Origin of the sequence: Prochlorococcus marinus str. MIT 0912 (assembly GCF_027359595.1) — a bacterium.
In the GTDB taxonomy this organism is placed as follows: Bacteria; Cyanobacteriota; Cyanobacteriia; order PCC-6307; family Cyanobiaceae; genus Prochlorococcus_B; species Prochlorococcus_B marinus_C.
The window spans coordinates 1,095,510-1,121,656 of the sequence record NZ_CP114783.1 but is presented as its reverse complement, the minus strand read 5'-3'; the positions used below and the strand labels follow the sequence as shown (position 1 = coordinate 1,121,656).

The following is a 26,147-nucleotide window of genomic DNA, read 5'->3' as shown; positions in this document are numbered from 1 at the left end:
AATAAATTAATTTCATCAACTTATGATTGAAATGAAATAAGTTGATTGCATACTGATTGCATATGAATTTCATATTAGGATTCATATCTTTTGAATAAGAAAGCTTTTTACTGATGGATTACAAAACTGCGGGAGTTGATGTTACTGCTGGAAGAGCCTTTGTGGAGAGAATTAAATCATGCGTTGAAAAAACTCATACAAGTGAGGTCATAGGAGGGTTGGGAGGTTTTGGAGGATGTATAAGAATTCCAAAAGGCTATGAAAGTCCAGTCTTGGTTTCTGGGACGGATGGAGTTGGTACAAAATTAGAATTAGCTCAGAAATATGGATGTCATTTTGGAGTTGGAATAGACCTTGTTGCAATGTGCGTAAATGATGTGATAACTAATGGAGCTCGACCTTTATTTTTTCTTGATTACATAGCAAGCGGAACTTTGACTCCTAATGCTTTGGCTGAGGTGATAGAGGGGATTTCAGAAGGCTGTGTGCAATCGGAATGTTCTCTCTTAGGTGGCGAAACTGCTGAAATGCCAGGTTTTTATCCCAGTGGAAGATATGATCTAGCTGGTTTTTGTGTTGGGATTGTTGAAAATCATCGTTTAATAGACGGTACGAAAATTAAGTCTGAAGACCAGATTATTGGCATTAAAAGCAACGGTGTTCATAGCAATGGTTTTAGTCTTGTTCGTAAAGTTCTTTCTATGTCGAATGTGGATGAAAATACTCTTTATGGAAAAGAAGAAAGAAACTTGATTAAATCTTTGCTAGAACCAACCGAAATTTATGTTCAACTTGTTGAGAAATTATTGAGAGAAAATTTAAAAATTCATGGAATGACTCACATCACTGGTGGAGGTTTGCCAGAGAATCTACCTAGAATTTTCCCTTCTGGATTGTTGCCACATCTAGATATTACTACTTGGGAAATACCTGAGATCTTTAATTGGTTACAAAAAGCTGGAGATATTCCTGAAATTGATCTTTGGAATACGTTTAATATGGGGATAGGATTTTGTTTAATTGTTCCTAAAAATGAAGTAAATTCTGCTTTAGAAATATGTATTAAAAATGATTTTGAAGCTTACAATATTGGTCAAGTTGTTGAAAGTGAGAATAATTCAAAGCATATCGATATTTTAGGAATACCTAAGTGACTTTGGTGACTTTATCGCTTAGTTTTATAAAATTCTGCAGTACAGTGTTTGAAAAAATTAGATGAAGGTTGAAAAAGATTTTCTATATTGGTAAAAAAATAGTAATATATAAAAAAACGCAAGCCGGATATTAGTTCGGGTAATGCGAAGTTAGATCTTAATTAGCTCTATGCCTTTTGAAAATCAACAGCGTCTGACGCGTAGGAGAAGTTCTGCAGGTCCAACACCTCCTAGAAAGCCTTTAGGAGGTCAAGCAGATTCAGGTATGAGACAAAATGGTGGTCCAAGACCAACTTTTTTAACCCTTAGAGATCATGGAAAAGTTTATGTAGCTGATTTACCTAACTTGTCTGATGGACAACTTTCTCACATTGGGAAAGAAGCTGATGAGGTGCTTACTAGTTTGGAGAGTAGAATTAATGATCTAGAACAAGAAGCGACTAATGGCCAAAGAGATAACGATACTTTGATTAAAGCTTCGACTAAGCATGAAGTCACTCTAAGATTTATTCGAGCCATTCAAGACGAACAAGAGCATAGAAAAAATAATCCTGCATTAAAAGATGCGGCATCAGAATCTTTACCACTCACATTCCTTGAGGTCGCTAGGCATAGATTGCCAGGTGCAACCTTTGACTCATTATTGAGAGAAGCATTAGAAGCTTGTGCCAAAGATGGAGAAGAGCCAGAGAAAGAATTAGTAGATAAAAGCTCCAATGCACAACCCATTCCACCTGCAAAAGTTATTAGTCTTCCTACCTCTTCAGATTCAATGAAGGTTATTTTAAGTCCTGATAATTGAATTTTTATTATGGACTCGTGAAAGGGTTTTGAGGCATATTTGCTAGACATTTACTCCGGAAGAAATCCAATTTTTCTTTTTCACTTTTAGTCAAAGACCAATTCAGTGCTGAAATTGCATCTTTAGCTTGTGATGGATTACGAATCCCGACTATTGGTTTAGCTCCGTGTGACCTTACCCAATTTAAGGCGACTTGTGCTTGTGAGGCTGAATACTTTTTGGCAATATTATTCATTAACTTTCTCAATTCTATGGTTTTTGGCAGTATTCTTTGGAATAATTTTTGTCTTAAGAATGTTGTATTCTTGGGAGACTTATTAGGTGGAATTGTTAAAATTCCAAGGCCTAATGGACTATAAGCTAAATATTCAATTTTATTCTCAGCACATATATTTTTGATATTTTCATCTTCTAAAGATGGTTTTGTTAATAATGAAAGTTGCATTTGTATACTATTAATTTTAATTCCTCTCTCTTTCATTTTTTGATATAAAAAATGTAGTCTTTTGGGTCCAGTATTAGAGAGTCCGATTTCTTTAATTAAACCTTTTTCGTATAAATCTCCAAGGCCATTTAGTAACTGCTCTTCTTGCCAAGGTGCATAACGAAAAGTACTCCAATGAAGTTGTACTCTTGTCATATTACCTTTGAGTCGCCTATTGCTTTCTTGAAAAGCTTTGTTTAGACCATTGCGACCGATTCTCCATGGAAAGGGTGCTAGCTTTGTTGCGATAGTAATTTTTTTGAGCTTTCTCTTGGGGAATTCTTCCAAGAAATCTCCAATTAGCTTTTCGCTTTGCCCAAATAAACTTCCAGTGCCGTATGAATCGGCACTGTCCACAAGATCTAATCCACCATCTATTGCATCAAAAAAAGTTTTTTTTAGTAAAATATCATCTGTTTCTGATTTGTAGCCCCAAACAAGCTTATTTCCCCACGCCCAAGTTCCAAAGCCAATTCCAATTTTTTTCTTAGACATGACTTTATTGTTGATATTTGCAAATAAAGAAAACTAATATCATTATCTTACATGAATAAATTAAATAGTTTTAACGATTCTTCTTTAAAAAAAACACATTACAATGTTGAGGATGAAAAAGACAATAACAGTAAAGATAAACCTGAAAAAGTTCTATGTAACCATTGTGGAAGAACAGCGAGTAATGGCATAAGATGTCAAGGGTTTTGCGTGGCTGATAATGATTATTAATTTGTGTATTTGTACATGAAACTAAATTTTCGATAAAAAGATTTGTCTTTTGGTTAATTATTCAATTACATCTATAATTCCTTCCGTTATATATCTTGCCATTTTAGTTATATGTTTTCTAATTTCGCCTTCTTTAATATTCCATTTACTTGAAAGTTCCTTTACTTTTTTATTCTCTTTAACATATTCAATCATTTTATTTGCTAGGTATACAGGTAATTCCTGTTGATTTGTAGAAGATAAAGTATCCCATCCTTCTTTGTCGATAAGACCTATCTCATAGAGATCTTTTTTATTTGTGAAATTATATAATTCTATTATACCTATAGAAAGATAAAGAGATCCTAATTCATCAAGAAAATTCTTCGAGTTATCACCATTTTTGAATTCATTAATTTTTTCACCTAGTAAAGATATTTTTTCAGATTCACCTTCCTTGATTGAATTTAATAATCTATAAAAAGAACTGAATTCAACTTGATCAGTCACTGTTTCTTATTGGTTAATATGGTTAATATTAATTCATGAATAATGTTTCTATGTGAAGCATTCTATTTAATTGTAATGAAAAAAAACCTTCAATACATGGCTATGAAATAGTCAATCAAGTAGTGAAAATAAGATGTAAAAATTGGTCATCCTGATTACCTACAAGCTTTTCAATAGTGCCTCGTTTAGAGGGTAACTGTAAGAATGGACATATGATCAATATCTAGATCTTGTACCAAAATCAATTTATCAATTTCTGAAATTTCTTGAAACTCTCTACTCGCTACACTTGGAGCATAGCTATGGGAAGGATTCTCAGGAAAATTAAGCGTAAATCTATAAAGGCGGCACCCAGATTCGAACTGGGGATAAAGGATTTGCAATCCTCTGCCTTACCACTTGGCCATGCCGCCGAAAATGAAATTTACATTTCCATTTCAAATCGTATCAGTCAAACTGAACAAAATCTTTTGTTTCTTTGCAATGGACATGGAGAAGACACGATTGCTTGCAGAGTTATAGAGGCTCTCCATGAAATTAATCAAGACATTTCCCATGAAGTTCTACCTATGGTTGGAGACGGGAAAGCATTTTCAAAACATGTAAAAGATGGCTGGCTCGTTAAGATTGGCCCCTCAACATTTTTACCAAGTGGGGGATTCAGTAATCAGAGTTTTAGTGGCTTGGTTGCAGATTTAAAAGCTGGATTATTAGGAAGCCTTTGGAGTCAATGGACTTTGATTAATAGATCAGCCAGAGAAGGAAGAATTATAGTTGCAGTTGGAGATTTATTACCTCTTCTTTTGGCTTGGGCTAGTGGGGCAAATTATTTTTTTATTGGCACTCCTAAAAGTGATTACACATGGGCGAGTGGGCCTAGATCCTCTCTAAGTGATTTTTACCATAGGTTGAAAGGAACTGAGTGGGATCCATGGGAATATTTATTGATGCGATCTAGACGTTGCAAAATGGTTGTAGTAAGAGACAAAATCACTGCTAGAGGTTTGAGACAGCATGGTGTAAAGGCACTATCGCCAGGAAATCCAATGATGGATGGAATAGAAAAGACGGAATGTCCCCATGCTTTTGAAAAACATAGACGATTGATTTTGTTATGTGGAAGTCGCTTGCCTGAGGCGTATCAGAATTTTGAAAAATTGTTGTTAGGAGTTCAATTTATTCAAATTTCATCTCCGATGGCAGTATTTGTGCCTTTAAGTTCTTCTTCAATGAGTAAAAAAATAGAAATGATATTGATCGACTTAGGTTTTAAACCTTCTTATCAATCAATTGATGAAATAGGGATTTCGGAAATATGGAAAAAAAATTCATTACTAATATTGATTGGATTTAATCAATTTTCTTCTTGGGCTAACTGGGGAGAAGTAGGCGTAGCAAATGCGGGTACAGCTACAGAACAATTAGTAGGTTTAGGTATCCCATGCGTTTCCTTCCCAGGCAATGGGCCTCAATTTAATTTTAATTTTGCTAAGCGTCAAAGTCGTTTATTGGGAGGCGCGGTAGCTATTTCTAATGATTATGAAATATTTGCAAAACAAGTTGGTTTTTTATTAAATTCTGCTTTTGATAGAGAGCGTATTGGATCAAGAGGGTCTAAAAGAATGGGCCCCAAGGGAGGAAGTCAGGCTATAGCCCTTAGTATTTTGAATCACTTGAACCAATGTTTATAGTGCGGTGTAATCTAGGGGAAGATTGTTTTGAAGATTTTTATTCAAGCTTCTGCATATGCCACTAATTGAAGATCATCATTATCTTAAAATTTGTGCTCAGTTAGCAACTTCTTTAAGTGTTAGTATTTCAGCTGCTCGACGAAAAGTAGAGGTTGCGGCAGCTAAAGAAGGAAAAAAAGATTTGCAATCAAGAAAAGAAATTGCTAGCAAATTCCTTGAGCAAACTTTAAATGAAGATAAAAAACAAAGTGTATCGGCCTCTGCATCATTTGATCAATTATTAAAGGCTCTAAAAGAGGAGGAGAATTTTATGCTTGAGGATTAATAGATTTTAGGTTGAAAAAATCAATGGTCAAAAATATTTGTAAACCTTTTTCTATCAAGCTCGGAAAAAATGGGAACGCATTGGAAACATTTTTTGGCTAATTCCCATCTTTCTTCTCTTTTTAACATCTCTTCAAGTTTTTGTTTGGCTCCTAATAAATATCTAACGTCATTGGCTGCATAAATTAGTTGTTTTTGAGTTAAATCACCAACTTTTCCCCAGTCACTGCTTTGAGCTTGTTTATCTAACTCCACTCCAACAGTTTCCATAACTACTTCCTTTAACCCATGCCTTGGGCTATAAGTTCTACCGATTTTACTTGCGATTTTTGTGCAAAAAATTGGATTAACCTCAATGTTTAGATTACTGGCTAATGCAGCAGCATCAAACCTTGCAAAATGAAAGACTTTTTCAATTGTTTTTGTCTCAAGAATAGATTTTAAGTGTGGTGCTGAATGTTGATTTCGTTCTATACGAATACAAATAACATTATCCAATTCATCACATATTTGTATTAAACATAGCCTGTCTCTACCATGAATTAATCCCATGGCTTCGGTATCAACTGCTAAAGCCGAAGATGAGCTTAACGCGATTTTAGTTTCATTATCTATGTCTTTATCAAAGATCTTGAAAGTCGATGGTTCATCAAGTTTTTTTGGCATAACAAATTCAATGGGAATTTAATTCATCAATTATTTCTTTACGATCTAATTCTAATACCTTAAATCATGAAATTATTTAGTAAATTCATTGATTTTATCTTTTCTAATATCTTTTAACTTTTTTAGCTCATTTTTGTAGCTATGTTTTCCATAACAATTAAAATAAAACGGATCGTATTTTTGAGATGCAATCTGCATTCTCCTCAACTTTATTTCTCACTATCCTACTGGCGATAGGTTTAGGTTTTTTTCTGCGAGCTGCAAGTAAGGACCGCACAACAGTTGTAGATGTTCAGTCTCCTTTGCCTCCTCTTGAAGTTTTGAAAGGCATGAGCTTTTGGTTGGAAGAACGTGGTTGGAAAAAGAATGGAGGCAATGCTGAAGAGAAATTGTTGATCTTTAATGGCAATGTCGCTTCTAGTACTTTTTTAGTGATCTTTTTATCTTGCCTCGGAGGATTGGGCTCAGCCTGTTTGGGTCTTGTTCTGATTCAGCTTTATCCCTCTTTGAGTTGGTGGCCTTTACTACTGTCTGTAATAGGCGCACCCCTAGCTGGAATTATTTATCGTGTTAAATCCAAACGTGAGGAATCATTAGAAGTTAAGTTATTAAGTTCAGATCTATCTGATATCAGTATTTTAAGAATCAAAGCTCATCGTGATGAGCTGATAGCAATTCAGTTGGAATTATCTGAAAGTCTTGAGCTTAGTAGTGAAAATTCTCTACTCTCTTCACCTATATAATTAGTATTTGTGGTGAGAAAGAAAGTATTAAATAGTTTAAAACTAATAATATTTTTAATTACCTTTTTTTCTTTCTTTAAACTTTATTTCACTAGGAATTTAAATATTACTGAAGAACTCGATCTGATTATTGGTGAAAGTTCTAATCTTCCTGCAACTTGGGTTGGCAGTATAGATGTAGATAAAAATGTACCTATTTTAATACTTGCTGGCCATGCAGACTCTCAGGGATTGGCTGGTGCTGGCACACCAGGCGAAGCTGTTGATAAGTTTGGTTTGAATCCAATGCATCCTGACATTAGTGATGAGCTTTTTTGGAATTTAAAATTACAAGAATCAATTGTTAAACTTGGTAAAAAGAAAGGGTTAAATATCAGATCCTATGATCCAGGAATAAGAAATATAGATGATGCTAATGATCCAAGAACGAATTGGTCAGTAGGGAAGAGATTCGCCAAACGCGGTGGTTATGCGCTTGAGATCCATTTTGATGCATATGGTAAGTATGGAGTTGGTTCAGGCTTGATCCCTCCTTTTTCTGAGAGACCCAATACAATTGACGAGTCAATTGCTAGAACCTTTGGACGTTTTCCTATTCTATTTAGAGGCGGTTTGGGTGCTCCAAGAAGGCAAATAAGGATTCTAGAGATTGGGAAATTAGAGGGTTTGCTAGAAAAAAATCTCAGAAATTTAAAAACAAGGCAAAAAACAATAAAGCTCCTTGCAAATAAAATAGTTCAGGCTTTTTTAAATGGAATAATTTAGAAGTGCACTATCTAATCCAAGGCTTGATAAGTTAAACACCTCTCTTCCAAAGATTTATCTGTAAACCAATCTTGTGGCTTAGTAAATACATCTGTTAATAGTGCCTCACGTGAATTTTCTTCAGGCTTATATCCATACTCCCATCTTGCTAAAGGGGGTAATGACATCAAAATTGACTCCGTTCTTCCATTTGTTTGTAATCCAAAAATGGTGCCTCTATCCCATACCAAATTGAACTCAGCATATCTACCTCGCCTGTAAAGTTGAAACTCTCTTTCTTTTGCTGCAAAGTTTTGATTTTTTCGCTTTTTTATTATTGGTTCATAGGAGGGCAGAAATGCCTGCCCGCATGCTTTGGCAAGTGAAAAAAGATTTTCCCAATTTAAAGAATAGTTCCCTAGCTCTTTTGAAATGTTAGAGGCCTTCCCATTTGCATTTTGTCCTTTATAGAGTAAGCCGGATCCATCTTGATAGTCATAAAAAATACCTCCAACTCCTCTTGTCTCATTTCGATGTTTTAGAAAGAAATATTCGTCACACCAAGGTTTGAAAACTTTATGAAGATCTTCGTTAATTGTGTCACATGCAGCTTTATGACATGAATGAAAGTGACGCGTGTCAGATAAATATGGATAGAAGGGGGTTAAATCTGCGCCTCCTCCAAACCACCAAACAGGTCCTGCCTCGAAATACCTGTAATTAAGATGAACAGTTGGTATGTATGGATTCTTTGGGTGAAGAACCATTGAGGTTCCAGTCGCAAACCAAGAGTGCCCTTTAGCTTCCGGCCTCTGGTTGATGATTGAGGGTGGAAGTTCATTGCCATGTACTTCAGAAAAATTCACACCTCCTTGTTCAAAGATTTTTCCATTCTTCATGACTCTTGAGCGTCCCCCACCACCCTCTGGTCTCTCCCAAGATTCTTCTAGGAATTTTCCTTCTCCATCAATAGTCTCCAAGCCAGCACAAATTTCATCTTGAAGCCCTAAAACAAGTGTTTTGGCTCGATCTCTTGAGTTTTTTGCCGGTAAATTGGCTTGATCTTGTGAGGAGGACAAATTAATTGCATTTTGCTTTCTTTAAAAAAATACTTTCAAATGATGCAAATTTCACACCAATATTGGAAAAGTTTGTATTGCGAATATTTTTTACTTATTATAAAAGGCAATATCTTTGGATAATGAGGTGGAATATGTATCGATTTTTTGACTATCATCGGATGTAATAGAAATTAAGAATGAAAACCAACGAGAAGGTTTTAAAAGCGTTTAGTTCAGTCAAAGATGTCGGAAGTGAACGATCTATTGTGGAACTTGGATGGCTGGAAATAGTTTCAGTAAAGCCACCGAAAATTGTTGTAAGACTTACTCTCCCTAATTTTGCTATATCTCAAAGAGGTCAAATAGCAAATGATATTAGGGAAAGCATTAAGGCACTGGAAGATATTGAAGAAGTTCAAATTGAGATAGGGGAATCAGCCCCATCTGAGGGGTCTCCTATTGGTCAAGCAGGCCATGGTGGCCAACCTCAGGGGTTAACTCCAATACCAAAAGTGAAAAATGTTATCGCCATAAGTAGCGGTAAAGGTGGTGTCGGTAAAAGTACTGTTGCTGTAAATCTGGCTTGTGCACTTAGTCAAAAGGGTTTCAAGGTTGGCTTGCTAGATGCTGATATCTATGGACCAAATACGCCTTATATGCTTGGAGTGAGCGACATAACCCCTGAAGTTAGTGGTTCGGGTGCAGAGCAAAAGATTATTCCCATTAAAACATGCGGAATTGGAATGGTTTCAATGGGATTATTAATTGATCAAAATCAGCCAGTGATTTGGCGCGGCCCAATGCTTAATGGAATTATTCGACAATTTTTATATCAATCTTCTTGGGGTGAACGTGATTTTTTAATAGTAGATCTTCCTCCTGGGACAGGAGATGCTCAACTTTCATTGGCTCAGGCAGTTCCCATGGCAGGTGTAGTAATAGTAACAACTCCACAAAATGTATCGCTTCAAGATTCAAGAAGGGGGTTGGCAATGTTTAAACAAATGAATATTCCCATACTCGGAGTGATTGAAAATATGACCTATTTTATTCCTCCCGACCAGCCACAAAAATCATATGAGATTTTTGGTTCAGGAGGAGGTAAGCAATTAGCCAAGGAAAATGATGTCCCTTTACTTTCTCAGATACCAATAGAGTCAGATACTTATTCTGGAACAGGGAAGGATCTGCCAGTCGTTCATACATCTCCAGAGTCAATAACAGCAAAAGTATTTTTAGAACTTGCTGGAACTTTATGTAATTCTTTATATGTTAAACATTGATTTAAAGCAATGCTTGGGCTTGGTCGCAATAAAATATCTACTTCAAAAATAGTTAGAAACAAGAAATTTTGGAAAGATCCAGATCTTATTATTTGGATTGTACCTTTTATTTTAGTACATTTATCTTGTGTATTAATTGCAAGTACTCAAAGGAATCTTGGAATTACACATTGGTATCAACATGCAATTATTGCGTATATAGGGTCTTTAATTGTTTATTTTTTAGCTCAATTACCTTTGCAAGATTTAAGAAGATTTCTCTTGCCAATATATTTTTTTACTATTCTAGTACTTCTTTATGTAAATTTTAGTGGTACTTCCGCCCTTGGAGCGCAGAGATGGTTGAGTATTGCAGGATTAAATATTCAACCATCGGAGTTCGCAAAATTAACTTTAATATTTGTTTTGGCTTCTATTTTAGATCGAAAAAGGTTTTCTAATTTATCTCATTTAATTAAACCCATAGTAGTTTCTTTTTTACCTTGGATTCTGGTTTTTATACAACCTGATCTTGGTACATCTTTAGTCTTTGGAGCCATATTGCTTGGGATGTTGTATTGGTCGGGGATGCCATATGAGTGGGCATTTATAATTTTGGCTACTTTGGTTACTGGATTATTATCATACTTATATCAATTTGGACTTTTTATATGGATTCCAATAATTGGTTTTATGTCTTATAAGTCTCTGCCAAATCAAAAAAAATTTCTAACATTGATTGTTATTTTCTTTCATTCATTAATAGCAAAAATTTCTCCTTGGTTTTGGGAAAATGTTTTAAGAGATTATCAAAGAGATCGACTAATTCTTTTTCTTAATCCTAGCAAAGACCCTTTAGGTGGTGGATATCATATGCTTCAAAGTAAAATAGGCATTGGCTCAGGAGGATTGCTTGGATCAGGTCTGATGCAAGGTCAATTAACTAAATTAAAATTCATCCCAGAGCAACATACTGATTTCATATTTAGTGCTCTTGGAGAAGAGACAGGTTTTTTAGGAACTTTGCTAGTAGCATTTTTATTTTTTATTTTAATTGTTCGATTAATAAAGATAGCTGTTGATGCTCGTACTGATTTTGAATCTTTAATTGTTATTGGAATAGTTTCAATGTTTATCTTTCAAATTATGGTGAATATATTTATGACTATTGGACTTGGTCCTGTGACTGGAATCCCATTGCCTTTTATGAGCTATGGAAGAACTGCGTTATTTGTTAATTTTATAAGTCTGGGCTTTTGTTTATCTGTTTCACGAAGAGGCCAGCCAATACGAAATAATCTTTGATTAAACAATATTGATTATTTGTTAAAGGATTAATTAAGTCAAAATAGATATTTGAATGTAGGTATGATTACAACTTAAATACCATCTTGAGGTTAAGTTTTTGCATCTTTGTAAAGGAAGGAATCCTCACTTTAGGATTAATCATTAGTTTAATTGAGTTAGTTATTCTTAGTATTCGTTGGATTCAAGGTGTCATTACTCCTTGCTAATCCAGACTCAAAGACGAATCAGCTCAAATGATCTTAATTTGTCCTGAGAGACTTTATTAGCCTTCAAATACAGAGATTAGGAATTTCTCAATCTCTCTATTTGAAATAGTTGGCTAAAGACCCTTGAGAGTAGCAACTCTGATTTCTATGCTTTTTCAACCTTTAAAATTTTATCTATCAAATGTATTTAAAGGTTTGTATGAGGTTTGGAGGTTTTCGTGAACACGCCTCTAGTAACTATTCAAGCTTTACAAAAAAGAATGGCCCAAGGGGTCCCTCATGCCAAATGTAGTGAATCCGCAGCTAGGAGAATGTGGTGGGCAGCTCTAGATACACTTCAGTCAGACATCTTGCTACCAATGAACCTTACAAGGGGTTTATGGTTGTCTTCTCCTTTGCCGGCTTTGTATGAACCTAAATTACTAAAGAAATTTCAAGGTTGGGTTTGGGCCCCTAAGGATTTGTTAAACCTTACAAATCCCTCTATGGGAATGTTGCCTCCCAGTCAATCATTATCGATGGATTTCCACAATGATTCTTCTGGCTATGAGCGCTTGACGCTTTTGGAGGAAGATGGCAATGACCCATTGCTAATTGTTATCACTCCAGAAATCCAAATTGCTTTGGCTTTGGAAGGTGAATGTCAGGAGAGGAAATTACTAATGCGTAGTGATCCTGAGACTTTGAGTGATCTTTTGACATTACTTGATAACAGATTGACTACAGAAAATGTTGAACAAGCAAATAATCTCCGAAACGCACTTGGGGAGATGGGACAGCTGAAAACCAATGATGATCTATCCAAAGTATTTTGGCCTTTACTATCTCAACGACTCGCATGCATTGCACCAAGTTTAAATATTCAACCTTTGCCAGATAATTTAATTAACGATGACAAATTAAATGCGAAAAATAGTGAAATCTCCTTGCTAGAGGCTCTAACACATGAAATAAGAACTCCATTGGCGACAATAAGAACCTTAATTAGATCTCTTCTAAGAAAGAAAGATATATCTAAAGTTGTTGAAATGCGTTTGAAGCAAATAGATATTGAATGTACAGAACAAATTGATCGTTTTGGTTTAATTTTTAATGCAGTCGAACTAGAGAGAAGTAAGCCTGAACAAACTAATTTAGCTTTAACTGATTTAGGTAAAATGCTCACAATTCTTTCTCCAGTGTGGAGCAATCAGTTAGACCGAAAAGGTTTGAAATTGATTCTTGATATCACCCCGGATTTACCAAAAGTTTTGAGTGATTCAGAAGGGCTTGAATTAATGTTGACAGGTCTTATTGACAGGAATAGTCGTGGATTGCAATCAGGTGGTGAATTAACATTGAAATTAAGGCCAGCAGGGCAGAGACTAAAGCTTCAAATCTTAACTCAGCTTTCAGCAACTACTCATTCTCAAGTTTCAGAAAGTGTTTCCAATGAAGAAATTGGACCAGTACTTAGCTGGAATCCAGCTACGGGTAATCTGCAGTTGAGTCAGGCTGCGACTCAAAGGCTTTTGAAAAGTCTTGGTGGCCGTCTTACAAATAGGCGTGATAGAGGAATTACGATATTCTTTCCTATTTCTGAATTCAAAGAATTTGAACTTCAAGATTAATGTTGACGCGTGTGAAGTTGACGTGAAATGAGTCAAAAGACACAAAATAAAGTGCTAATTTAAAAAATATAAAGAATAAGTCGATTTAGTTTAAACATGACCGAAGTATTACCTGGAACACTGCCAAAGCACATTGGGAGCACTGGTGGATTATTAAACTCTGCTGAAACCGAAGAAAAATATGCAATTACATGGACAAGCAAAACGTCTGAGGTTTTTGAACTTCCAACTGGAGGAGCTGCTGTCATGCATGAGGGTGATAATCTTATGTATTTTGCTAGAAAAGAACAGTGTTTTGCTTTGAATACTCAATTAAGGGGATTTAAACCAAGAATTGAAACAAGTAAAATATATAGAATCTATCCTGGTGGGGATAGAGAATTACTTTTCCCAAAAGATGGTGTTTTCTCTGAGAAGCCCAATGAAGGTCGTTTGAAAGAGGGTTACAATAATAGACGCATTGGAGAAAATCCCAATCCAGCAAGTTTGAAATTTAGCGGGAAAAAAACTTACGATGCATAAGACATTAAATTTAGACTTTTGCCCCCTTTAAATCTATATATTGGGCTGCCATTATGCAGTCATGCTTAGTTTAGATAAGGAAGAATTTCTTTTATCAGCGTCCAAAGGGGCCAACTATATCCCTTTGGCAAAAAGTTGGCCTGCAGATTTAGAAACTCCTCTTACAACCTGGCTAAAAGTTGGTAATGATGGACCTCCTGGAGTCTTGCTTGAATCAGTAGAAGGTGGAGAAACTATAGGTAGGTGGAGTGTAGTGGCATCAGATCCTCTCTGGAAGGTGGTTGTAAGGGGCAATGAATTGACTAGATGTTGGAGAAATGGAAAACAAGAAAAGTTTTTTGGAAATCCAATTGAAATAATCAGGAAAATGCTTCAGCCTTACAAATCTGTTTCTTTGACTGGGTTGCCACAACTGGGACAACTTTTTGGCATGTGGGGATATGAACTAATTCAATGGATTGAGACTTCAGTACCTACCTATGAATTATCGGATCAAGACTTACCTGATGGTATTTGGATGTTTATGGATAAAATTCTTATTTTTGATCAAGTTAAACGTTTAATAACAGCTATTGCATATGGAAATTTAAGTGATGGAGTTTCTTCTCATAAAGCTTATGAAATTGCCTGTGAACAAATTAATGAACTTGAAGATTTAATGGCTGCTCCTTTAAAGCCAATAAAGTCTTTAAAGTGGGATGAAAAAGCTAATAGGTCCATTGATATAAACATTCAGACGTCAAAAAGTGAATTTGAACAAAGTGTCGAAGCTGCAAAAGAATTTATTAAACAAGGTGATGTTTTTCAGTTAGTTCTTAGTCAAAAACTTGAGTCGACCGTTATGCAAAACCCCTTTGAATTGTATCGAAGCCTGAGGATGGTGAACCCCTCTCCATTTATGGCATTTTTTGACTTTGGAGACTGGCAACTTATTGGTTCAAGTCCAGAGGTAATGGTGAAGGCCCAACAAACAGAAAAGGGCATTCAATCAAGTTTGAGACCAATTGCAGGTACACGTCCTAGAGGAGAAAATGATTTGGAGGATGAAGCTCTAGAGAAAGATCTTTTAAAAGATCCCAAAGAAAGAGCTGAGCATGTGATGTTAGTGGATCTAGGTCGAAATGATTTAGGTCGAGTTTGTACTCCGGGGAGTGTTTTTGTAAAAGAATTAATGGTTATTGAAAAGTATTCGCATGTAATGCACATAGTTAGTGAGGTTGAAGGCATTTTGAAAAAAGACAAGGATGTTTGGGATTTATTGATTGCATCTTTTCCCGCTGGGACAGTTAGTGGAGCCCCAAAGATAAGAGCAATGCAGCTAATCAATAAATTAGAAAAACAACGAAGAGGGCCTTATTCAGGTGTTTATGGGTCTATAGATTTAAATGGAGCATTGAATACAGCTATTACCATAAGAACAATGATTGTTCGTAAGACCAAGAAAAATGATTTTACTGTTCAAGTACAAGCTGGTGCAGGGGTTGTTGCAGATTCGATTCCTTCTAATGAGTATCAAGAAACTTTAAATAAAGCGAAAGGGATGTTTACTGCTTTAGCTTGCTTAGTTCCCCACGACTTATGAGCAACTTTATGCTGTTAAAGGGGTTTGAAGTGGAGCTTTTTACTGGCACATACTCTGGTGAAAATGTAGGTGTTGCATCCGCTATTACTGAAGATTTATCAGATTTTGTTAAAGAACCTGATCAAAGAAACCTTGAGTACATAACTGTTCCAGACCAAAGATATGCAGTTTTAAAACATGCACTTTTACTACCAAGACAAAAACTTAGGAAGTGGCTTGATTGCCAAAAACTTACAATTCTTCCTGGAAGCACACTTAGTCTTGGTAATACAAAAGTCTTTGAAAGGTCAGATTCAGAAAATTCTTATCACTCATTTATAGAAAAAAACTATGGAACTAATGTTGTAACAGCAAGCATTCACATCAATTTAGGTATTGAAAATTTGTCCTTACTTTTTTCGGCCCTTCGCTTGGTTAGATGTGAGGCATCATTATTTCTTGCATTAAGTGCTAGTTCTCCTTTCTTAGACGGACATGCAACAGGTGCACATTCTCAAAGATGGGTTCAATTCCCCAAAACGCCCTCCAATGTTCCAATGTTCGTGGATCATGCAGAATATGTGACATGGGTTGAAGATCAGCTAGCTCGAGGCAAAATGCAAAATGAAAGACATTTGTGGACATCAGTAAGACCAAATGGTCCCGAAAGGCCTCATGTCCTAAATCGATTGGAGCTGAGGATATGTGATTTGGTAGCTGATGTTGATTTGCTTTTAGCTATTACTGCGTTACTTGAGCTTAGAATTATTAATCTAAAAAACAATATGAAAAAATTTGATCCAATTGAAGCAAGCTCTAAAACAAAAGAAGAGCTGGCTTTATTGGCAGATCAAAATGATTTGATTTCAGCTAAATCTAGCCTTGATGCAAATTTATCTCATTGGAAAAATGGAAAAAAAATCAACTGTCGTGATTGGATAAAAGAACTTCTTCTAGATGTAACTCCTTTAGCTAAGGAGCTTGATATGTTTGAGTTACTTCAACCCATTCAATCTGTTTTGACAAACGGAAATCAATCAATGAAATGGCTTAATTCTTATTCCAAGGGAGAATCAATTCAGTCTTTGCTTCAGCATGGTATTAGTGAAATGGAACGAGAGGAGACTAATTTCATTCAAATGAATTCAACCTATTAGTGACTAAGTCGGTAGAACTGCCTCATAATACGTTTATGTTGAAAAATCCTTCTAACGAAAACATCTCTAATGACTCGACAGGATTCGTTGAGGAGCAAGATCCTGGATATTTATTGCAACAGAGACTTGAACTGGTTGAGGATCTTTGGAAAACAGTTCTCAAAAGTGAATGTCCTCCTGATCAGACAGAGAGATTATTGCGTTTAAAACAATTAAGTGACCCTAGTGAGTCAAATCAAGATAATTCCTCACAGGCAATAGTCCAATTGATTACAGAAATGGATTTAGCTGAAGCGATATCTGCGGCTAGGGCTTTTTCTCTTTATTTTCAGTTGGTAAACATTCTTGAGCAACGTATAGAAGAAGATAGTTATTTGGAAAGTATAGAAAAAGGGAAGTTAGACAAAATTAATAATAAAATAGACCCATTCGCTCCGGCTTTAGCCACTCAGACTGCTCCAGCAACTTTTACACAATTATTTGAGCGATTACGTCGCTTGAATGTCCCTCCAGCTCAGCTTGATGCTTTGATGAGGGAAATGGATATTCGTCTTGTTTTCACAGCCCATCCAACTGAAATAGTTAGACACACTGTTCGCCACAAGCAACGCAGGGTAGCCACTCTTTTGCAGCAGCTTCAATCTAATAGTCTAATTTCCGAACCAGAGAAGGAAATCTTTAGGTTGCAATTAGAGGAGGAGATAAGACTTTGGTGGAGAACTGATGAGCTCCATCAATTTAAACCTACTGTTCTTGATGAGGTCGACTATGCGCTTCATTATTTTCAGCAGGTTTTGTTTGATGCCATGCCTCAATTAAGAAGGCGACTGACTACTGCACTTGCTTCAAGTTATCCTGACGTAGAGATTCCTAATGAGGCTTTTTGCACATTTGGTTCTTGGGTAGGTTCAGATCGTGATGGAAATCCGTCTGTGACTCCTGAAATCACATGGAGAACAGCTTGTTATCAAAGACAATTAATGTTGGATCGATATATTGCATCAGTTCAAGAGTTAAGAGATCAACTAAGTATATCTATGCAATGGAGTCAAGTAAGTGCCCCTTTGCTAGAGTCTTTAGAAATGGACAGAGTTCGCTTTCCTGAAGTCTATGAGGAAAGGGCAGCTAGATATCGACTAGAACCTTATCGTTTGAAACTTAGTTATACATTAGAGAGGTTGCGACTTACACAACTACGTAATAAACAGCTAGCAGATGCTGGATGGCAATTTTCGCCAGAAGGAAAGTCTTTAATATCTACTAATAATAGTTTTGATGAGGTTCTCCACTATAGATCTGTAGATGAATTAAAGAATGAATTAGAGCTTGTTAGAAATAGTTTGGTTGGCACGGATCTTACGTGTGAACCTCTAGATACTTTATTAAATCAAGTTCATATCTTTGGGTTCTCCTTGGCTAGTTTAGATATTAGGCAAGAAAGCACACGACATAGTGATGCGTTGGATGAGCTCACTCGCTATTTAGACCTGCCTGAGTCGTATGGAGCGATGGAAGAGGAAAAACGTGTCAAATGGTTAATGAAGGAATTGAAAACTCGAAGGCCACTTATTCCTCCCGCTTTTGTGTGGTCTAAAAGTACTCAAGAAACCATCTCGGTTTTTCATATGCTTCATAGGCTTCAAAAAGAATTTGGTACTCGTATATGTCGCTCGTATGTAATTTCAATGAGTCATACAGCATCAGATTTATTAGAAGTTCTTCTTTTAGCTAAAGAGTCAGGTTTGATTGATCCCACTTTAGGAGCTACTGATTTTCTCGTTGTTCCATTATTTGAAACGGTTGAGGATTTACAACATGCTCCTTCTGTAATGGAGTCGCTGCTCCAGACAGATGTTTATCGTGAATTACTTCCAAGGGTAGGAGAGAAAAAACAACCGCTTCAGGAACTTATGCTTGGATATTCTGATAGCAATAAGGATTCTGGTTTTCTTTCAAGTAATTGGGAAATTCATAAGGCCCAAATAGCACTCCAAGACCTGGCTAGTAGACAAGGAATAGCATTGCGTATTTTTCATGGTAGAGGAGGGTCTGTAGGAAGAGGCGGTGGGCCAGCTTATCAAGCTATTTTGGCTCAACCTAGTGGGACACTTCAAGGACGTATAAAGATTACAGAGCAAGGGGAAGTTCTTGCCTCAAAATATAGTCTTCCAGAATTAGCTCTATATAATTTAGAAACTGTAACCACAGCTGTTATCCAAAATAGCTTAGTTACTAACAAATTAGATGCTACGCCAAGCTGGAATGAATTAATGACCAGACTTGCAGCTCGTTCAAGGGAGCATTACCGAGCTTTAGTACACGATAATCCTGATTTGGTTCAATTTTTTCAAGTAGTTACTCCAATAGAAGAAATTAGCAAGTTGCAAATTTCTAGTCGTCCGGCGCGAAGAAAGAGTGGTGCAAAGGACTTATCAAGTCTTCGTGCTATCCCATGGGTCTTTGGTTGGACTCAAAGTCGTTTTCTCTTGCCAAGTTGGTTTGGGGTTGGTACAGCTTTAGCTACTGAATTAAATACAGACCCCGACCAAATGGAGATGTTGCGAATGTTGAATCAGAGATGGCCATTCTTTAGAATGTTGATATCTAAAGTTGAGATGACACTTTCAAAAGTTGATTTGGATGTTGCCCACCATTATATGATTAGTTTAGGTGGTAATGAAAATAGGGATGCTTTCGCTGGCATTTTCGATATTATCTCAAAAGAATATAGCTTGACTAAGAAATTAATTTTAGAAATTACTGACAAGTCAAAACTATTAAGTGCTGATCCCGCTTTGCAATTGTCTGTTAATCTGAGAAATAGAACTATTATACCTTTAGGCTTTTTACAAGTTGCTCTTCTAAAACGATTAAGAGATCAGAATCGTCAACCACCAATTAGTGAAGATATGAGTCTTGACTCTACTCAAAGTTCACGTACATATAGCCGTAGTGAATTATTACGTGGTGCATTGTTGACCATCAATGGTATTGCTGCAGGGATGAGAAATACTGGATGACATGCTTGGATTAAATTCAGCAAATAAATGCCCTGAAATTCCTGGAGGGTTAGTTTTGCTGCGGAGTGAACTCATTCCTGTACGTAAAATAAATAGGCTCCTATCAAGATGTAATCAAGATACTCATCAACCAAGAAAGCTAGAATTAGCTTTAAAAAACAGTGATTTTTATTTGACGCTCCTTCAGAAGACTTCTGAAGATCTTGTAGGCTTTGTTCGCGTCACTAGTGACAAAGGTTTAAATGCAAATTTGTGGGACCTAGTTGCAGAGCCAGGCGATCAACAAGAAAAATACATATCTATTGTTATTTTTAAGGCAATTGAAATAATCAGAAAGGAGTTGCCAGGCTGTAGCATTTCTGTTGCTGCTCCTTTGATTTCACTTAAGCCATTGAAAGCTAATGGTTTTTTACTAGATCCAAATGGTATCAAAACAATGGGAATAAGACTTTAAAAAATTAAATTTACGAGCATGGAGGGACTCGAACCCCCGACTCTCAGAACCGGAATCTGATGCTCTATCCAACTGAGCTACATGCCCAATGAAGGGGTGTTATAAAAAAGGCCAAATGCTGAGACCTTATTAAAATTAGCTTACATACAAAATTCATAAAGAAACATTCAACTTCATCAGTTAGAACTTAATAATTTTCGAAATTATCGTCGTTTTCAGTTTGAGTTAACTGAAAATCGTTTGATAGTTATAGGTCGAAATGGAGTTGGTAAATCCAATTTTCTTGAATCTGTAGAACTATTGTCTAGTTTGCGTTCTCATCGATCAAATCGGAACCAGGATTTAATTTCTTGGGATCAAGATAAGGCTTGCTTATCTGCAATGATTGAAGATGATCAAAAACTTTCTTTAGAATTAAATAGAAAAGGTGGTAGAAAAGCCTATAAAAATGAAAAACTTTTAACTCGTCAAATTGATTTGATTGGACCGATGAGAAGCGTAGGTTTTAGTGCGCTTGATCTAGAATTAATTAGAGGAGAGCCTTCGCTTAGAAGAAATTGGCTGGATAGAATTGTCCAGCAACTTGAGCCTATTTATTCTGATTTGATGGGAAGGTTCTCTAGATTGCTTAGACAAAGAAGTCAGCTTTGGCGTAATTTGAGAGTTAAATCCAGCAAGGATCGAAATGTTCTTTTAGATTCTTATGATATGCAAATGGCTTTGGTGAGTACAAGAATTCATCGAAGACGTAGACGTGTTTTAGATCGGCTACTTCCTATAGCTTCAGGATGGCAACAACATCTAAGTAATAGTAAAGAAAAATTGGATATTACATATTTGCCAGGTAGTAAACTAGAGGATGAAGAGAGTGAGAGGCTTTGGAGGGAGAGTATTGAACGTCAACTTTTAGAAATGAGGTCTGAGGAAGAGATTACAGGTATCTGTAGAGTTGGTCCTCATCGTGATGATGTACGGTTTTTAATAAATGATGTAGATGCTAGACGTTTTGCTTCTGCAGGTCAGCAGAGGACTATTGTGTTGGCTTTGAAATTGGCCGAATTAGAATTAATTGAAACGCTTTTTGGCAAATCTCCAATTTTGCTTTTAGATGATGTTTTGGCTGAGCTTGATCCAAAACGACAATTATTGCTTTTAGAGGCTGTCGGTCAAAAACATCAATGTTTAATTAGTGCAACACATGTGGAATCTTTTGAAGGCGAATGGGTACGAAACTCACAATTAATGCAATTAAATTCTTTTGGTTGAAACTATTGGTCGGTTATTGTGGAAATGATTTTTGGACACTATGGAACCTTTTTTCACTGCATTGCATCCAAATCCTGGATGGGGTGACTCTTGTAAGTCTGAAGATATAGAAACCATACAAATTAATTCTAGTAAAAATGTAGGAAGACACTGCATACTTGAACTTTACCAATGTGATCATGCGAAGCTGAATGATGAAGCTTTTATAAGAACAACTATCACAATGTCGGCCAAAATTGCTGGTGCAACACTCATAAATTTGGTCACACATAGCTTTAAACCTCAGGGAGTCACGGGACTAGCTTTATTGGCTGAATCTCATATCTCAATACATACATGGCCTGAGATTGGTTATGCAGCCATTGATGTTTTTACTTGCGGTGACCATACAATGCCTGAAAAAGCTTGCAAGTTACTTTTTAAAGATTTTTTGGCTAAACACTTTTCTTTTAAAAATATCGAAAGAGATATCCCTTCAGGAATTCAGACTTTGCACCGTGAACCTTGACTACGATGAATAGTTGAAAAAATAAATAATCTTTTCGATATCAGACTGATTTGTTTGTAGTATTTATATCTCTAGTGAGTTTTCCACTAATCAAACCCTCTAGATCTAAACTTATAGAATGGAATCCTAAATATAAAAAATATTCAATTAATTTTTTTCTTTCAATAATTTTAAGAAAGTGATTTATTTCATTTGCGGGTAACTCGATTCTGGCGGATAGGCCTTGACTTCTTACACGTACTTTTGAAAAACCTTTATTAACAATCCATTCTTCTGCTAGAGCAATCTGCTGAAGCCTTTTTGAACTTATTTCCTCTCCAAAAGGAATACGCGAGGCTAAACATGGTTGTGCAGGTTTATCCCACCAGGGTAAACCTAATGATTTAGAAATAGAACGAATTGATTTTTTATTTATTTCCAGTTCTGCAAGAGGTGATAATACTCCGGCCTGATTAGATGCCTTAATACCTGGTCGAAAGTCGTTAAGGTCGTCAAAATTCACTCCATCAATGACCTGAGCATTATGGAATCTTTTTGAAATTTGATTTAAATGTTTATGCAATTCTTTTTTGCATGCAAAGCATCTATTTTCAGGATTTTTAAAGTAATTTGGTTCATTGATTTCATTCGTTTGACATTCTTTATGATGAATACCAATCCAAGCCGCTTGAAGACGTGCTTGCTTAAGCAGATATGGAGCTAAGGAAGGTGAGACGCCAGTAACGGCAAAGGCTTTAGTACCTAGTTGTTCTTGCGCTATTGTTGCTACTAAAGAACTATCAACGCCTCCTGAGAAAGCAACACAGGCATGATTTATATCTTTAATAAACTCCCTTAACAATTTTAATTGCTTCAGTTCTAAGTCAGTTAAAGATTCAAGTTGACTAAAAAACACTTTTTTAAAAGATAATTAATTGGATAAAATTTAGATTCCTACACTCTTTCATCTTTGTATGTATTTTGCTTATTCTATGACGTCTAATGTAGAAGAAGTTAAGTTGCATGCATAAGAAGCAGAATTATCCATTGTGGTATTAAACGGCATAGGAATTACGACAGCATCTGAAAGCCAGGAACGTAGTCACGGACAATTACATGTTTATGACGGAGAGGGTAAAGGGAAGAGTCAAGCCGCTTTAGGGGTGGTTTTGAGGACAATAGGTTTAGGTATATGTGAGAAAAGACAAACAAGAGTATTACTTCTTAGGTTCTTGAAAGGTCCTGGTCGGTCTTATGACGAAGATGCAGCAATAGATGCTTTGCAGCAAGGCTTCCCTCACTTGATTGATCAAGTGAGGACTGGCAGGGGCGAATTTTTTACTGTTGATCAATCCACCAAATTTGATTATCAGGAAGCTCAAAGAGGATGGGATATAGCAAAGGGGGCAATTGCTAGTGCCTTATATTCAGTTGTTGTTCTAGACGAATTGAATCCTGTTTTGGATTTGGGGTTATTGCCTATTGAAGAAGTTGTTAAAACACTTACTGCGAGACCAAATGGTATGGAAATTATCGTCACTGGAAGAGCTGCACCAAATTCTCTGATTAAAATTGCGGAACTTCATTCTGAGATGAAAGCTCACAGACGACCTGAGATTAATAACGATGAAATCCTTTTTGAGGATAATGTTGGTGGAATTGAGATATATACCGGTGAGGGTAAAGGAAAATCAACCAGTGCTTTGGGAAAAGCTTTACAAGCTATCGGTAGAGGAATTAGTCAAGATAAAAGTCATCGTGTATTAATTTTGCAATGGCTTAAGGGTGGTAGTGGTTACACAGAGGATGCCGCTATTGCAGCTCTTCGAGAAAGTTATCCTCATTTAGTCGACCATCTTCGATCCGGTAGAGATGCGATTGTTTGGAGGGGCCAGCAAAAGCCCATTGATTATGTAGAAGCTGAAAGAGCTTGGGAAATTGCAAGGGCAGCAATCTCAAGTGGTCTTTATAAGACTGTGATTTTGGATGAGTTAAATCCAACCGTTGATTTGGAGCTCCTACCAGTTGAACCTATTGTTCAAACTTTGCTTCGTAAACCTTCAGAGACTGAGGTGATTATTACAGGAAGATGTAAAAATCAACCTATATATTTTGATTTAGCAAGTGTTCACTCTGAGATGGTGTGTCATAAGCACTATGCAGAAAAAGGAGTGGATTTAAAAAGGGGGGTTGATTATTAGTTTTTTATTAATCTTTTTCGTTATTCCAGGCTTCAATACCTCCTTCAATATTAATACCTCTAATTCCAAATTTGTTTAAATGCTTTAACGCGCGCAATGATCTTTTACCACTTTTACAAAATATATAAAGATTTTTTTTTGCGGTAATAATTTTAATTTCATCAATTGTTTCTCCGCTTTCAATAGTGCTTAGGGGTATCAGCCTTGATCCTGGAATTGAACATTGATAGTGCTCATTTGGGTTGCGAACATCTATGAGTTGTATTGCATTAGATGATTGGCTAAGGAGTACTTTTAATTCTTTAATTGAAATACTTGTTATATCATAATCTATTTCATTTTTAACTGTAACCTCTGAACAGAAACTTTTATAATCTATTAGTTTATTGATATTTTTATTTTCTGGATTGGATTTCAATGTTAGCTCTTTAAATTGCATCTTTAATGCATTAAAAATTAGGAGCCTACCGTTTAGTGGATAACCAATATTTGTTATTATCTTAATGGCTTCTGCTGCTTGAATTGTGCCAATGATTCCTGGAAGAATTCCCATGACTCCTGCTTCAGAGCATGATGGAATTAATTCTTCAGGAGGAGGGGTAGGAATAAGATCTCGATAATTAGGACTATCTTCTTTCAAATTAAAAACACTTACTTGACCTTCAAATCTTGCGATTGAACCATATATATTAGGCTTATTAAGTATTAGACAAGCATCATTAATTAGGTAGCGAGTTGGGAAATTGTCTGAACAATCACATATCACATCATAAGTTTTAAGTATTTCCAAAGCATTACTACTTGATAACTTTTGATTGAATAAATCAACTCGACAAGAAGGATTTATTTTGAGTATGTGTTGTTTGGCAGAATCTGTTTTTAAAAGACCTATGGAACTTGTCGAATGAATGATTTGCCTTTGTAAGTTTGAGTGTTCAACTACATCAAAATCAACTATTCCAATTCGTCCAACTCCCGCTGCTGCAAGATAAATTAAAAGAGGAGATCCTAGTCCTCCTGTCCCAATGCAAGCAACAGAGCTTTGTTTCAGTTTTTCTTGGCCTTTAAAACCTATTTCAGGAAGACTTATGTGTCTTGCATATCTAGCAATTTCTTCAGAATTTAAATTTACTACATTTTGACTTTGCACCATTATTCAAACCTCTCATGATTAATTTACATTAAAGAGAAAATCTCAATTTTCACGCTATGAAAATTTAATTTATTTTCGATCCACCATGCTTTTAAATCTCCATACTTATTTGAAATAACCATAAGACTAGGAGATTGCTGTAGGAATAAATCTATTTCTGAGGGTTTGTTTTCACCTGAGGGATGAGAATGAGCACAGCATAAAACTTCAAGATCATTCTCTCTTGCCCATTGTTGAGATCTAATTTGATCTTTAGGGTCTATTTCGAAGCGATTTGTTTTTGATGATTGTATATCTGCTTGAATAGAAAGCCCGCTAATATTTTTATCGAGTAATTTCGATTCTTTCTCTCCCCAAATATTTCGACAATTCCAGATGTGAGTTACCTCCCAGATATTTCTTTTTTGATCCTTAGCCAAGCTGTTGGTTTTGCCAATTAATATACAGCAGCCTTCCTCTGGCTCTGCCGCCTTTAGAAATCTGGAGAGAACATAATTCGTTTCGTTATGGAATTCAATATATTTTGGGATTTTCATGAAAAAAAATGATTTGATTCGGCATCCTCTCTATTTTGGTTCGGACTTATCTCTATTCAGCCTATGGCATTTATTAAATTAATTCGATACGCTCAGTCCATATTTGCTTAGTAGCTTGTGTTCATGTCTGATGTAAATCCTGATTCTAAAGATGAATCAAAGGCAGGGAAAACAGAAGGTTTTAATTTTTCAGAACGTTACAGTGACGTAATGGGAAAAGTTAATGAATCTTTGAGCAAAATTGATTGGACTCAAATGGGTAAGTATGGCAAGGCGGCAGGGATCATTGCTGTTGTGGTTTTAGCTCAAGTTTTAATCAAGGTTGTTATTGATACAGTTAATTTTTTCCCAATTCTTCCCGGTTTGCTAGAGCTTCTTGGAATTGTTGTTTTGGGCCAATGGAGTTGGCAGAACTTAACAACAAGTGAAAAAAGAACAGCTGTATTTGACAAAGTTCAAAATCTTAAAAAAGAGTATTTAGGATAAATTATCAAGAGAAAGATTAACAGATCTGAGGTTT

The 26,147-nt window shown here is 36.0% G+C and carries 26 protein-coding genes and 2 tRNA genes; 19 read left to right on the top strand and 9 right to left on the bottom strand.

Going from position 1 to position 26,147, the window contains the following annotated elements:
* Nucleotides 1–113 precede the first annotated feature (113 nt).
* The gene (purM, locus tag O5640_RS06775; protein ID WP_269611620.1) at nt 114–1,154 is read left to right on the top strand and encodes a phosphoribosylformylglycinamidine cyclo-ligase; all 1,041 of its coding nucleotides are present in this window, start codon (nt 114–116) and stop codon (nt 1,152–1,154) included.
* Nucleotides 1,155–1,323: 169 nt separating this feature from the next.
* Nucleotides 1,324–1,956, top strand: coding sequence for a histidine phosphotransferase (locus O5640_RS06770; RefSeq protein ID WP_269611618.1), 633 nt, complete (start codon nt 1,324–1,326; stop codon nt 1,954–1,956).
* Nucleotides 1,957–1,963: 7 nt separating this feature from the next.
* Here the strand turns inward: O5640_RS06770 and O5640_RS06765 are convergent, their stop codons facing one another.
* A complete protein-coding gene (locus tag O5640_RS06765) occupies nt 1,964–2,935 on the bottom strand; it encodes an aldo/keto reductase (protein WP_269611617.1) in 972 nt (323 codons plus the stop codon).
* A gap of 51 nt (nt 2,936–2,986) precedes the next feature.
* Between O5640_RS06765 and O5640_RS06760 the strand changes: the two genes are divergently transcribed.
* Nucleotides 2,987–3,166, top strand: a complete 180-nt coding sequence (locus tag O5640_RS06760; RefSeq protein WP_269611616.1) for a hypothetical protein — start codon at nt 2,987–2,989, stop codon at nt 3,164–3,166.
* Nucleotides 3,167–3,223: 57 nt separating this feature from the next.
* Here the strand turns inward: O5640_RS06760 and O5640_RS06755 are convergent, their stop codons facing one another.
* On the bottom strand, nt 3,224–3,655 hold the full coding sequence (locus O5640_RS06755; protein WP_269611614.1) for a hypothetical protein: 432 nt from the start codon (nt 3,653–3,655) through the stop codon (nt 3,224–3,226).
* 342 nt (nt 3,656–3,997) lie between these two features.
* Nucleotides 3,998–4,068, bottom strand: a tRNA-Cys gene (locus tag O5640_RS06750).
* 57 nt (nt 4,069–4,125) lie between these two features.
* Here O5640_RS06750 and O5640_RS06745 point away from each other — a divergent pair.
* Both O5640_RS06745 and O5640_RS06740 read left to right on the top strand, forming a co-directional pair.
* The gene (locus O5640_RS06745; RefSeq protein ID WP_269611613.1) at nt 4,126–5,346 is read left to right on the top strand and encodes a lipid-A-disaccharide synthase-related protein; all 1,221 of its coding nucleotides are present in this window, start codon (nt 4,126–4,128) and stop codon (nt 5,344–5,346) included.
* A gap of 55 nt (nt 5,347–5,401) precedes the next feature.
* Nucleotides 5,402–5,671 carry a hypothetical protein gene (locus O5640_RS06740; RefSeq protein WP_269611611.1) on the top strand — a complete coding sequence of 90 codons (270 nt, stop codon included), beginning with the start codon at nt 5,402–5,404 and terminating at the stop codon, nt 5,669–5,671.
* A 20-nt stretch (nt 5,672–5,691) separates the two neighbouring features.
* Here the strand turns inward: O5640_RS06740 and O5640_RS06735 are convergent, their stop codons facing one another.
* Complete coding sequence (locus O5640_RS06735; protein ID WP_269611610.1) at nt 5,692–6,336, bottom strand: ribonuclease D; 645 nt, start codon at nt 6,334–6,336, stop codon at nt 5,692–5,694.
* Between the two features lie 185 nt (nt 6,337–6,521).
* Here O5640_RS06735 and O5640_RS06730 point away from each other — a divergent pair, with 185 nt between their 5' ends.
* Complete coding sequence (locus tag O5640_RS06730) at nt 6,522–7,079, top strand: cofactor assembly of complex C subunit B (protein WP_269611609.1); 558 nt, start codon at nt 6,522–6,524, stop codon at nt 7,077–7,079.
* A 12-nt stretch (nt 7,080–7,091) separates the two neighbouring features.
* Complete coding sequence (locus O5640_RS06725) at nt 7,092–7,844, top strand: N-acetylmuramoyl-L-alanine amidase (RefSeq protein WP_269611608.1); 753 nt, start codon at nt 7,092–7,094, stop codon at nt 7,842–7,844.
* 11 nt (nt 7,845–7,855) lie between these two features.
* On the opposite strand, the gene hemF is transcribed toward O5640_RS06725, so the two are convergent.
* Nucleotides 7,856–8,902 (bottom strand): oxygen-dependent coproporphyrinogen oxidase, encoded by a 1,047-nt coding sequence (hemF, locus tag O5640_RS06720; RefSeq protein ID WP_269611606.1) that lies wholly within the window; start codon nt 8,900–8,902, stop codon nt 7,856–7,858.
* Between the two features lie 179 nt (nt 8,903–9,081).
* Between hemF and O5640_RS06715 the strand changes: the two genes are divergently transcribed.
* From O5640_RS06715 to O5640_RS06680, 8 genes are all read left to right on the top strand, one after another.
* The gene (locus tag O5640_RS06715) at nt 9,082–10,167 is read left to right on the top strand and encodes an Mrp/NBP35 family ATP-binding protein (RefSeq protein ID WP_269611605.1); all 1,086 of its coding nucleotides are present in this window, start codon (nt 9,082–9,084) and stop codon (nt 10,165–10,167) included.
* Between the two features lie 9 nt (nt 10,168–10,176).
* On the top strand, nt 10,177–11,451 hold the full coding sequence (gene rodA / locus O5640_RS06710; protein ID WP_269611604.1) for a rod shape-determining protein RodA: 1,275 nt from the start codon (nt 10,177–10,179) through the stop codon (nt 11,449–11,451).
* 427 nt (nt 11,452–11,878) lie between these two features.
* Nucleotides 11,879–13,270, top strand: coding sequence for a sensor histidine kinase (locus O5640_RS06705; RefSeq protein ID WP_269611603.1), 1,392 nt, complete (start codon nt 11,879–11,881; stop codon nt 13,268–13,270).
* Between the two features lie 96 nt (nt 13,271–13,366).
* On the top strand, nt 13,367–13,792 hold the full coding sequence (psaD, locus tag O5640_RS06700; protein ID WP_269611601.1) for a photosystem I reaction center subunit II: 426 nt from the start codon (nt 13,367–13,369) through the stop codon (nt 13,790–13,792).
* 61 nt (nt 13,793–13,853) lie between these two features.
* Nucleotides 13,854–15,374, top strand: a complete 1,521-nt coding sequence (locus O5640_RS06695) for an anthranilate synthase component I family protein (RefSeq protein WP_269611600.1) — start codon at nt 13,854–13,856, stop codon at nt 15,372–15,374.
* The gene (gshA, locus tag O5640_RS06690) at nt 15,371–16,510 is read left to right on the top strand and encodes a glutamate--cysteine ligase (RefSeq protein ID WP_269611599.1); all 1,140 of its coding nucleotides are present in this window, start codon (nt 15,371–15,373) and stop codon (nt 16,508–16,510) included. The genes O5640_RS06695 and gshA overlap by 4 nt, the downstream gene beginning before the upstream one ends.
* A 35-nt stretch (nt 16,511–16,545) precedes the next feature.
* On the top strand, nt 16,546–19,530 hold the full coding sequence (gene ppc, locus O5640_RS06685) for a phosphoenolpyruvate carboxylase (protein WP_269611598.1): 2,985 nt from the start codon (nt 16,546–16,548) through the stop codon (nt 19,528–19,530).
* A 1-nt stretch (nt 19,531) separates the two neighbouring features.
* A complete protein-coding gene (locus O5640_RS06680; protein ID WP_269611597.1) occupies nt 19,532–19,984 on the top strand; it encodes an N-acetyltransferase in 453 nt (150 codons plus the stop codon).
* Between the two features lie 13 nt (nt 19,985–19,997).
* On the opposite strand, the gene O5640_RS06675 is transcribed toward O5640_RS06680, so the two are convergent.
* Nucleotides 19,998–20,071 (bottom strand) — tRNA-Arg (locus O5640_RS06675).
* 78 nt (nt 20,072–20,149) lie between these two features.
* Here O5640_RS06675 and recF point away from each other — a divergent pair.
* Both recF and speD read left to right on the top strand, forming a co-directional pair.
* Complete coding sequence (gene recF, locus O5640_RS06670) at nt 20,150–21,250, top strand: DNA replication/repair protein RecF (RefSeq protein ID WP_269613817.1); 1,101 nt, start codon at nt 20,150–20,152, stop codon at nt 21,248–21,250.
* Between the two features lie 40 nt (nt 21,251–21,290).
* Nucleotides 21,291–21,758, top strand: coding sequence for an adenosylmethionine decarboxylase (gene speD / locus O5640_RS06665; protein WP_269611595.1), 468 nt, complete (start codon nt 21,291–21,293; stop codon nt 21,756–21,758).
* A 40-nt stretch (nt 21,759–21,798) separates the two neighbouring features.
* Here speD and larE read toward each other — a convergent pair whose 3' ends face one another.
* Nucleotides 21,799–22,653, bottom strand: a complete 855-nt coding sequence (gene larE, locus O5640_RS06660; protein ID WP_269611594.1) for an ATP-dependent sacrificial sulfur transferase LarE — start codon at nt 22,651–22,653, stop codon at nt 21,799–21,801.
* 133 nt (nt 22,654–22,786) lie between these two features.
* Between larE and O5640_RS06655 the strand changes: the two genes are divergently transcribed.
* Complete coding sequence (locus O5640_RS06655) at nt 22,787–23,938, top strand: cob(I)yrinic acid a,c-diamide adenosyltransferase (RefSeq protein ID WP_269611593.1); 1,152 nt, start codon at nt 22,787–22,789, stop codon at nt 23,936–23,938.
* A 7-nt stretch (nt 23,939–23,945) separates the two neighbouring features.
* Here O5640_RS06655 and moeB read toward each other — a convergent pair whose 3' ends face one another.
* Nucleotides 23,946–25,091: a molybdopterin-synthase adenylyltransferase MoeB gene (gene moeB / locus O5640_RS06650; protein WP_269611592.1), complete on the bottom strand. Its 1,146-nt coding sequence runs from the start codon at nt 25,089–25,091 to the stop codon at nt 23,946–23,948.
* 23 nt (nt 25,092–25,114) lie between these two features.
* Nucleotides 25,115–25,627 (bottom strand): M67 family metallopeptidase, encoded by a 513-nt coding sequence (locus tag O5640_RS06645; protein WP_269611591.1) that lies wholly within the window; start codon nt 25,625–25,627, stop codon nt 25,115–25,117.
* Between the two features lie 123 nt (nt 25,628–25,750).
* Here O5640_RS06645 and O5640_RS06640 point away from each other — a divergent pair, with 123 nt between their 5' ends.
* Nucleotides 25,751–26,113: a CAAD domain-containing protein gene (locus tag O5640_RS06640; RefSeq protein WP_269611590.1), complete on the top strand. Its 363-nt coding sequence runs from the start codon at nt 25,751–25,753 to the stop codon at nt 26,111–26,113.
* Nucleotides 26,114–26,147 lie beyond the last annotated feature (34 nt).

Excerpts from the sequence above, each read along its gene's own strand:
- O5640_RS06640 (WP_269611590.1), top strand. The coding sequence starts at position 25,751 with ATGTCTGATGTAAATCCTGATTCTAAAGATGAATCAAAGGCAGGGAAA.
- O5640_RS06730 (WP_269611609.1), top strand. The coding sequence starts at position 6,522 with ATGCAATCTGCATTCTCCTCAACTTTATTTCTCACTATCCTACTGGCG.
- ppc (WP_269611598.1), top strand. The coding sequence starts at position 16,546 with ATGTTGAAAAATCCTTCTAACGAAAACATCTCTAATGACTCGACAGGA.
- O5640_RS06680 (WP_269611597.1), top strand. The coding sequence starts at position 19,532 with ATGCTTGGATTAAATTCAGCAAATAAATGCCCTGAAATTCCTGGAGGG.
- O5640_RS06740 (WP_269611611.1), top strand. The coding sequence starts at position 5,402 with ATGCCACTAATTGAAGATCATCATTATCTTAAAATTTGTGCTCAGTTA.
- gshA (WP_269611599.1), top strand. The coding sequence starts at position 15,371 with ATGAGCAACTTTATGCTGTTAAAGGGGTTTGAAGTGGAGCTTTTTACT.
- moeB (WP_269611592.1), bottom strand. The coding sequence starts at position 25,091 with ATGGTGCAAAGTCAAAATGTAGTAAATTTAAATTCTGAAGAAATTGCT.
- O5640_RS06735 (WP_269611610.1), bottom strand. The coding sequence starts at position 6,336 with ATGCCAAAAAAACTTGATGAACCATCGACTTTCAAGATCTTTGATAAA.
- O5640_RS06645 (WP_269611591.1), bottom strand. The coding sequence starts at position 25,627 with ATGAAAATCCCAAAATATATTGAATTCCATAACGAAACGAATTATGTT.
- speD (WP_269611595.1), top strand. The coding sequence starts at position 21,291 with ATGGAACCTTTTTTCACTGCATTGCATCCAAATCCTGGATGGGGTGAC.
- O5640_RS06760 (WP_269611616.1), top strand. The coding sequence starts at position 2,987 with ATGAATAAATTAAATAGTTTTAACGATTCTTCTTTAAAAAAAACACAT.
- purM (WP_269611620.1), top strand. The coding sequence starts at position 114 with ATGGATTACAAAACTGCGGGAGTTGATGTTACTGCTGGAAGAGCCTTT.
- O5640_RS06765 (WP_269611617.1), bottom strand. The coding sequence starts at position 2,935 with ATGTCTAAGAAAAAAATTGGAATTGGCTTTGGAACTTGGGCGTGGGGA.
- O5640_RS06770 (WP_269611618.1), top strand. The coding sequence starts at position 1,324 with ATGCCTTTTGAAAATCAACAGCGTCTGACGCGTAGGAGAAGTTCTGCA.
- O5640_RS06715 (WP_269611605.1), top strand. The coding sequence starts at position 9,082 with ATGAAAACCAACGAGAAGGTTTTAAAAGCGTTTAGTTCAGTCAAAGAT.
- O5640_RS06695 (WP_269611600.1), top strand. The coding sequence starts at position 13,854 with ATGCTTAGTTTAGATAAGGAAGAATTTCTTTTATCAGCGTCCAAAGGG.
- psaD (WP_269611601.1), top strand. The coding sequence starts at position 13,367 with ATGACCGAAGTATTACCTGGAACACTGCCAAAGCACATTGGGAGCACT.
- rodA (WP_269611604.1), top strand. The coding sequence starts at position 10,177 with ATGCTTGGGCTTGGTCGCAATAAAATATCTACTTCAAAAATAGTTAGA.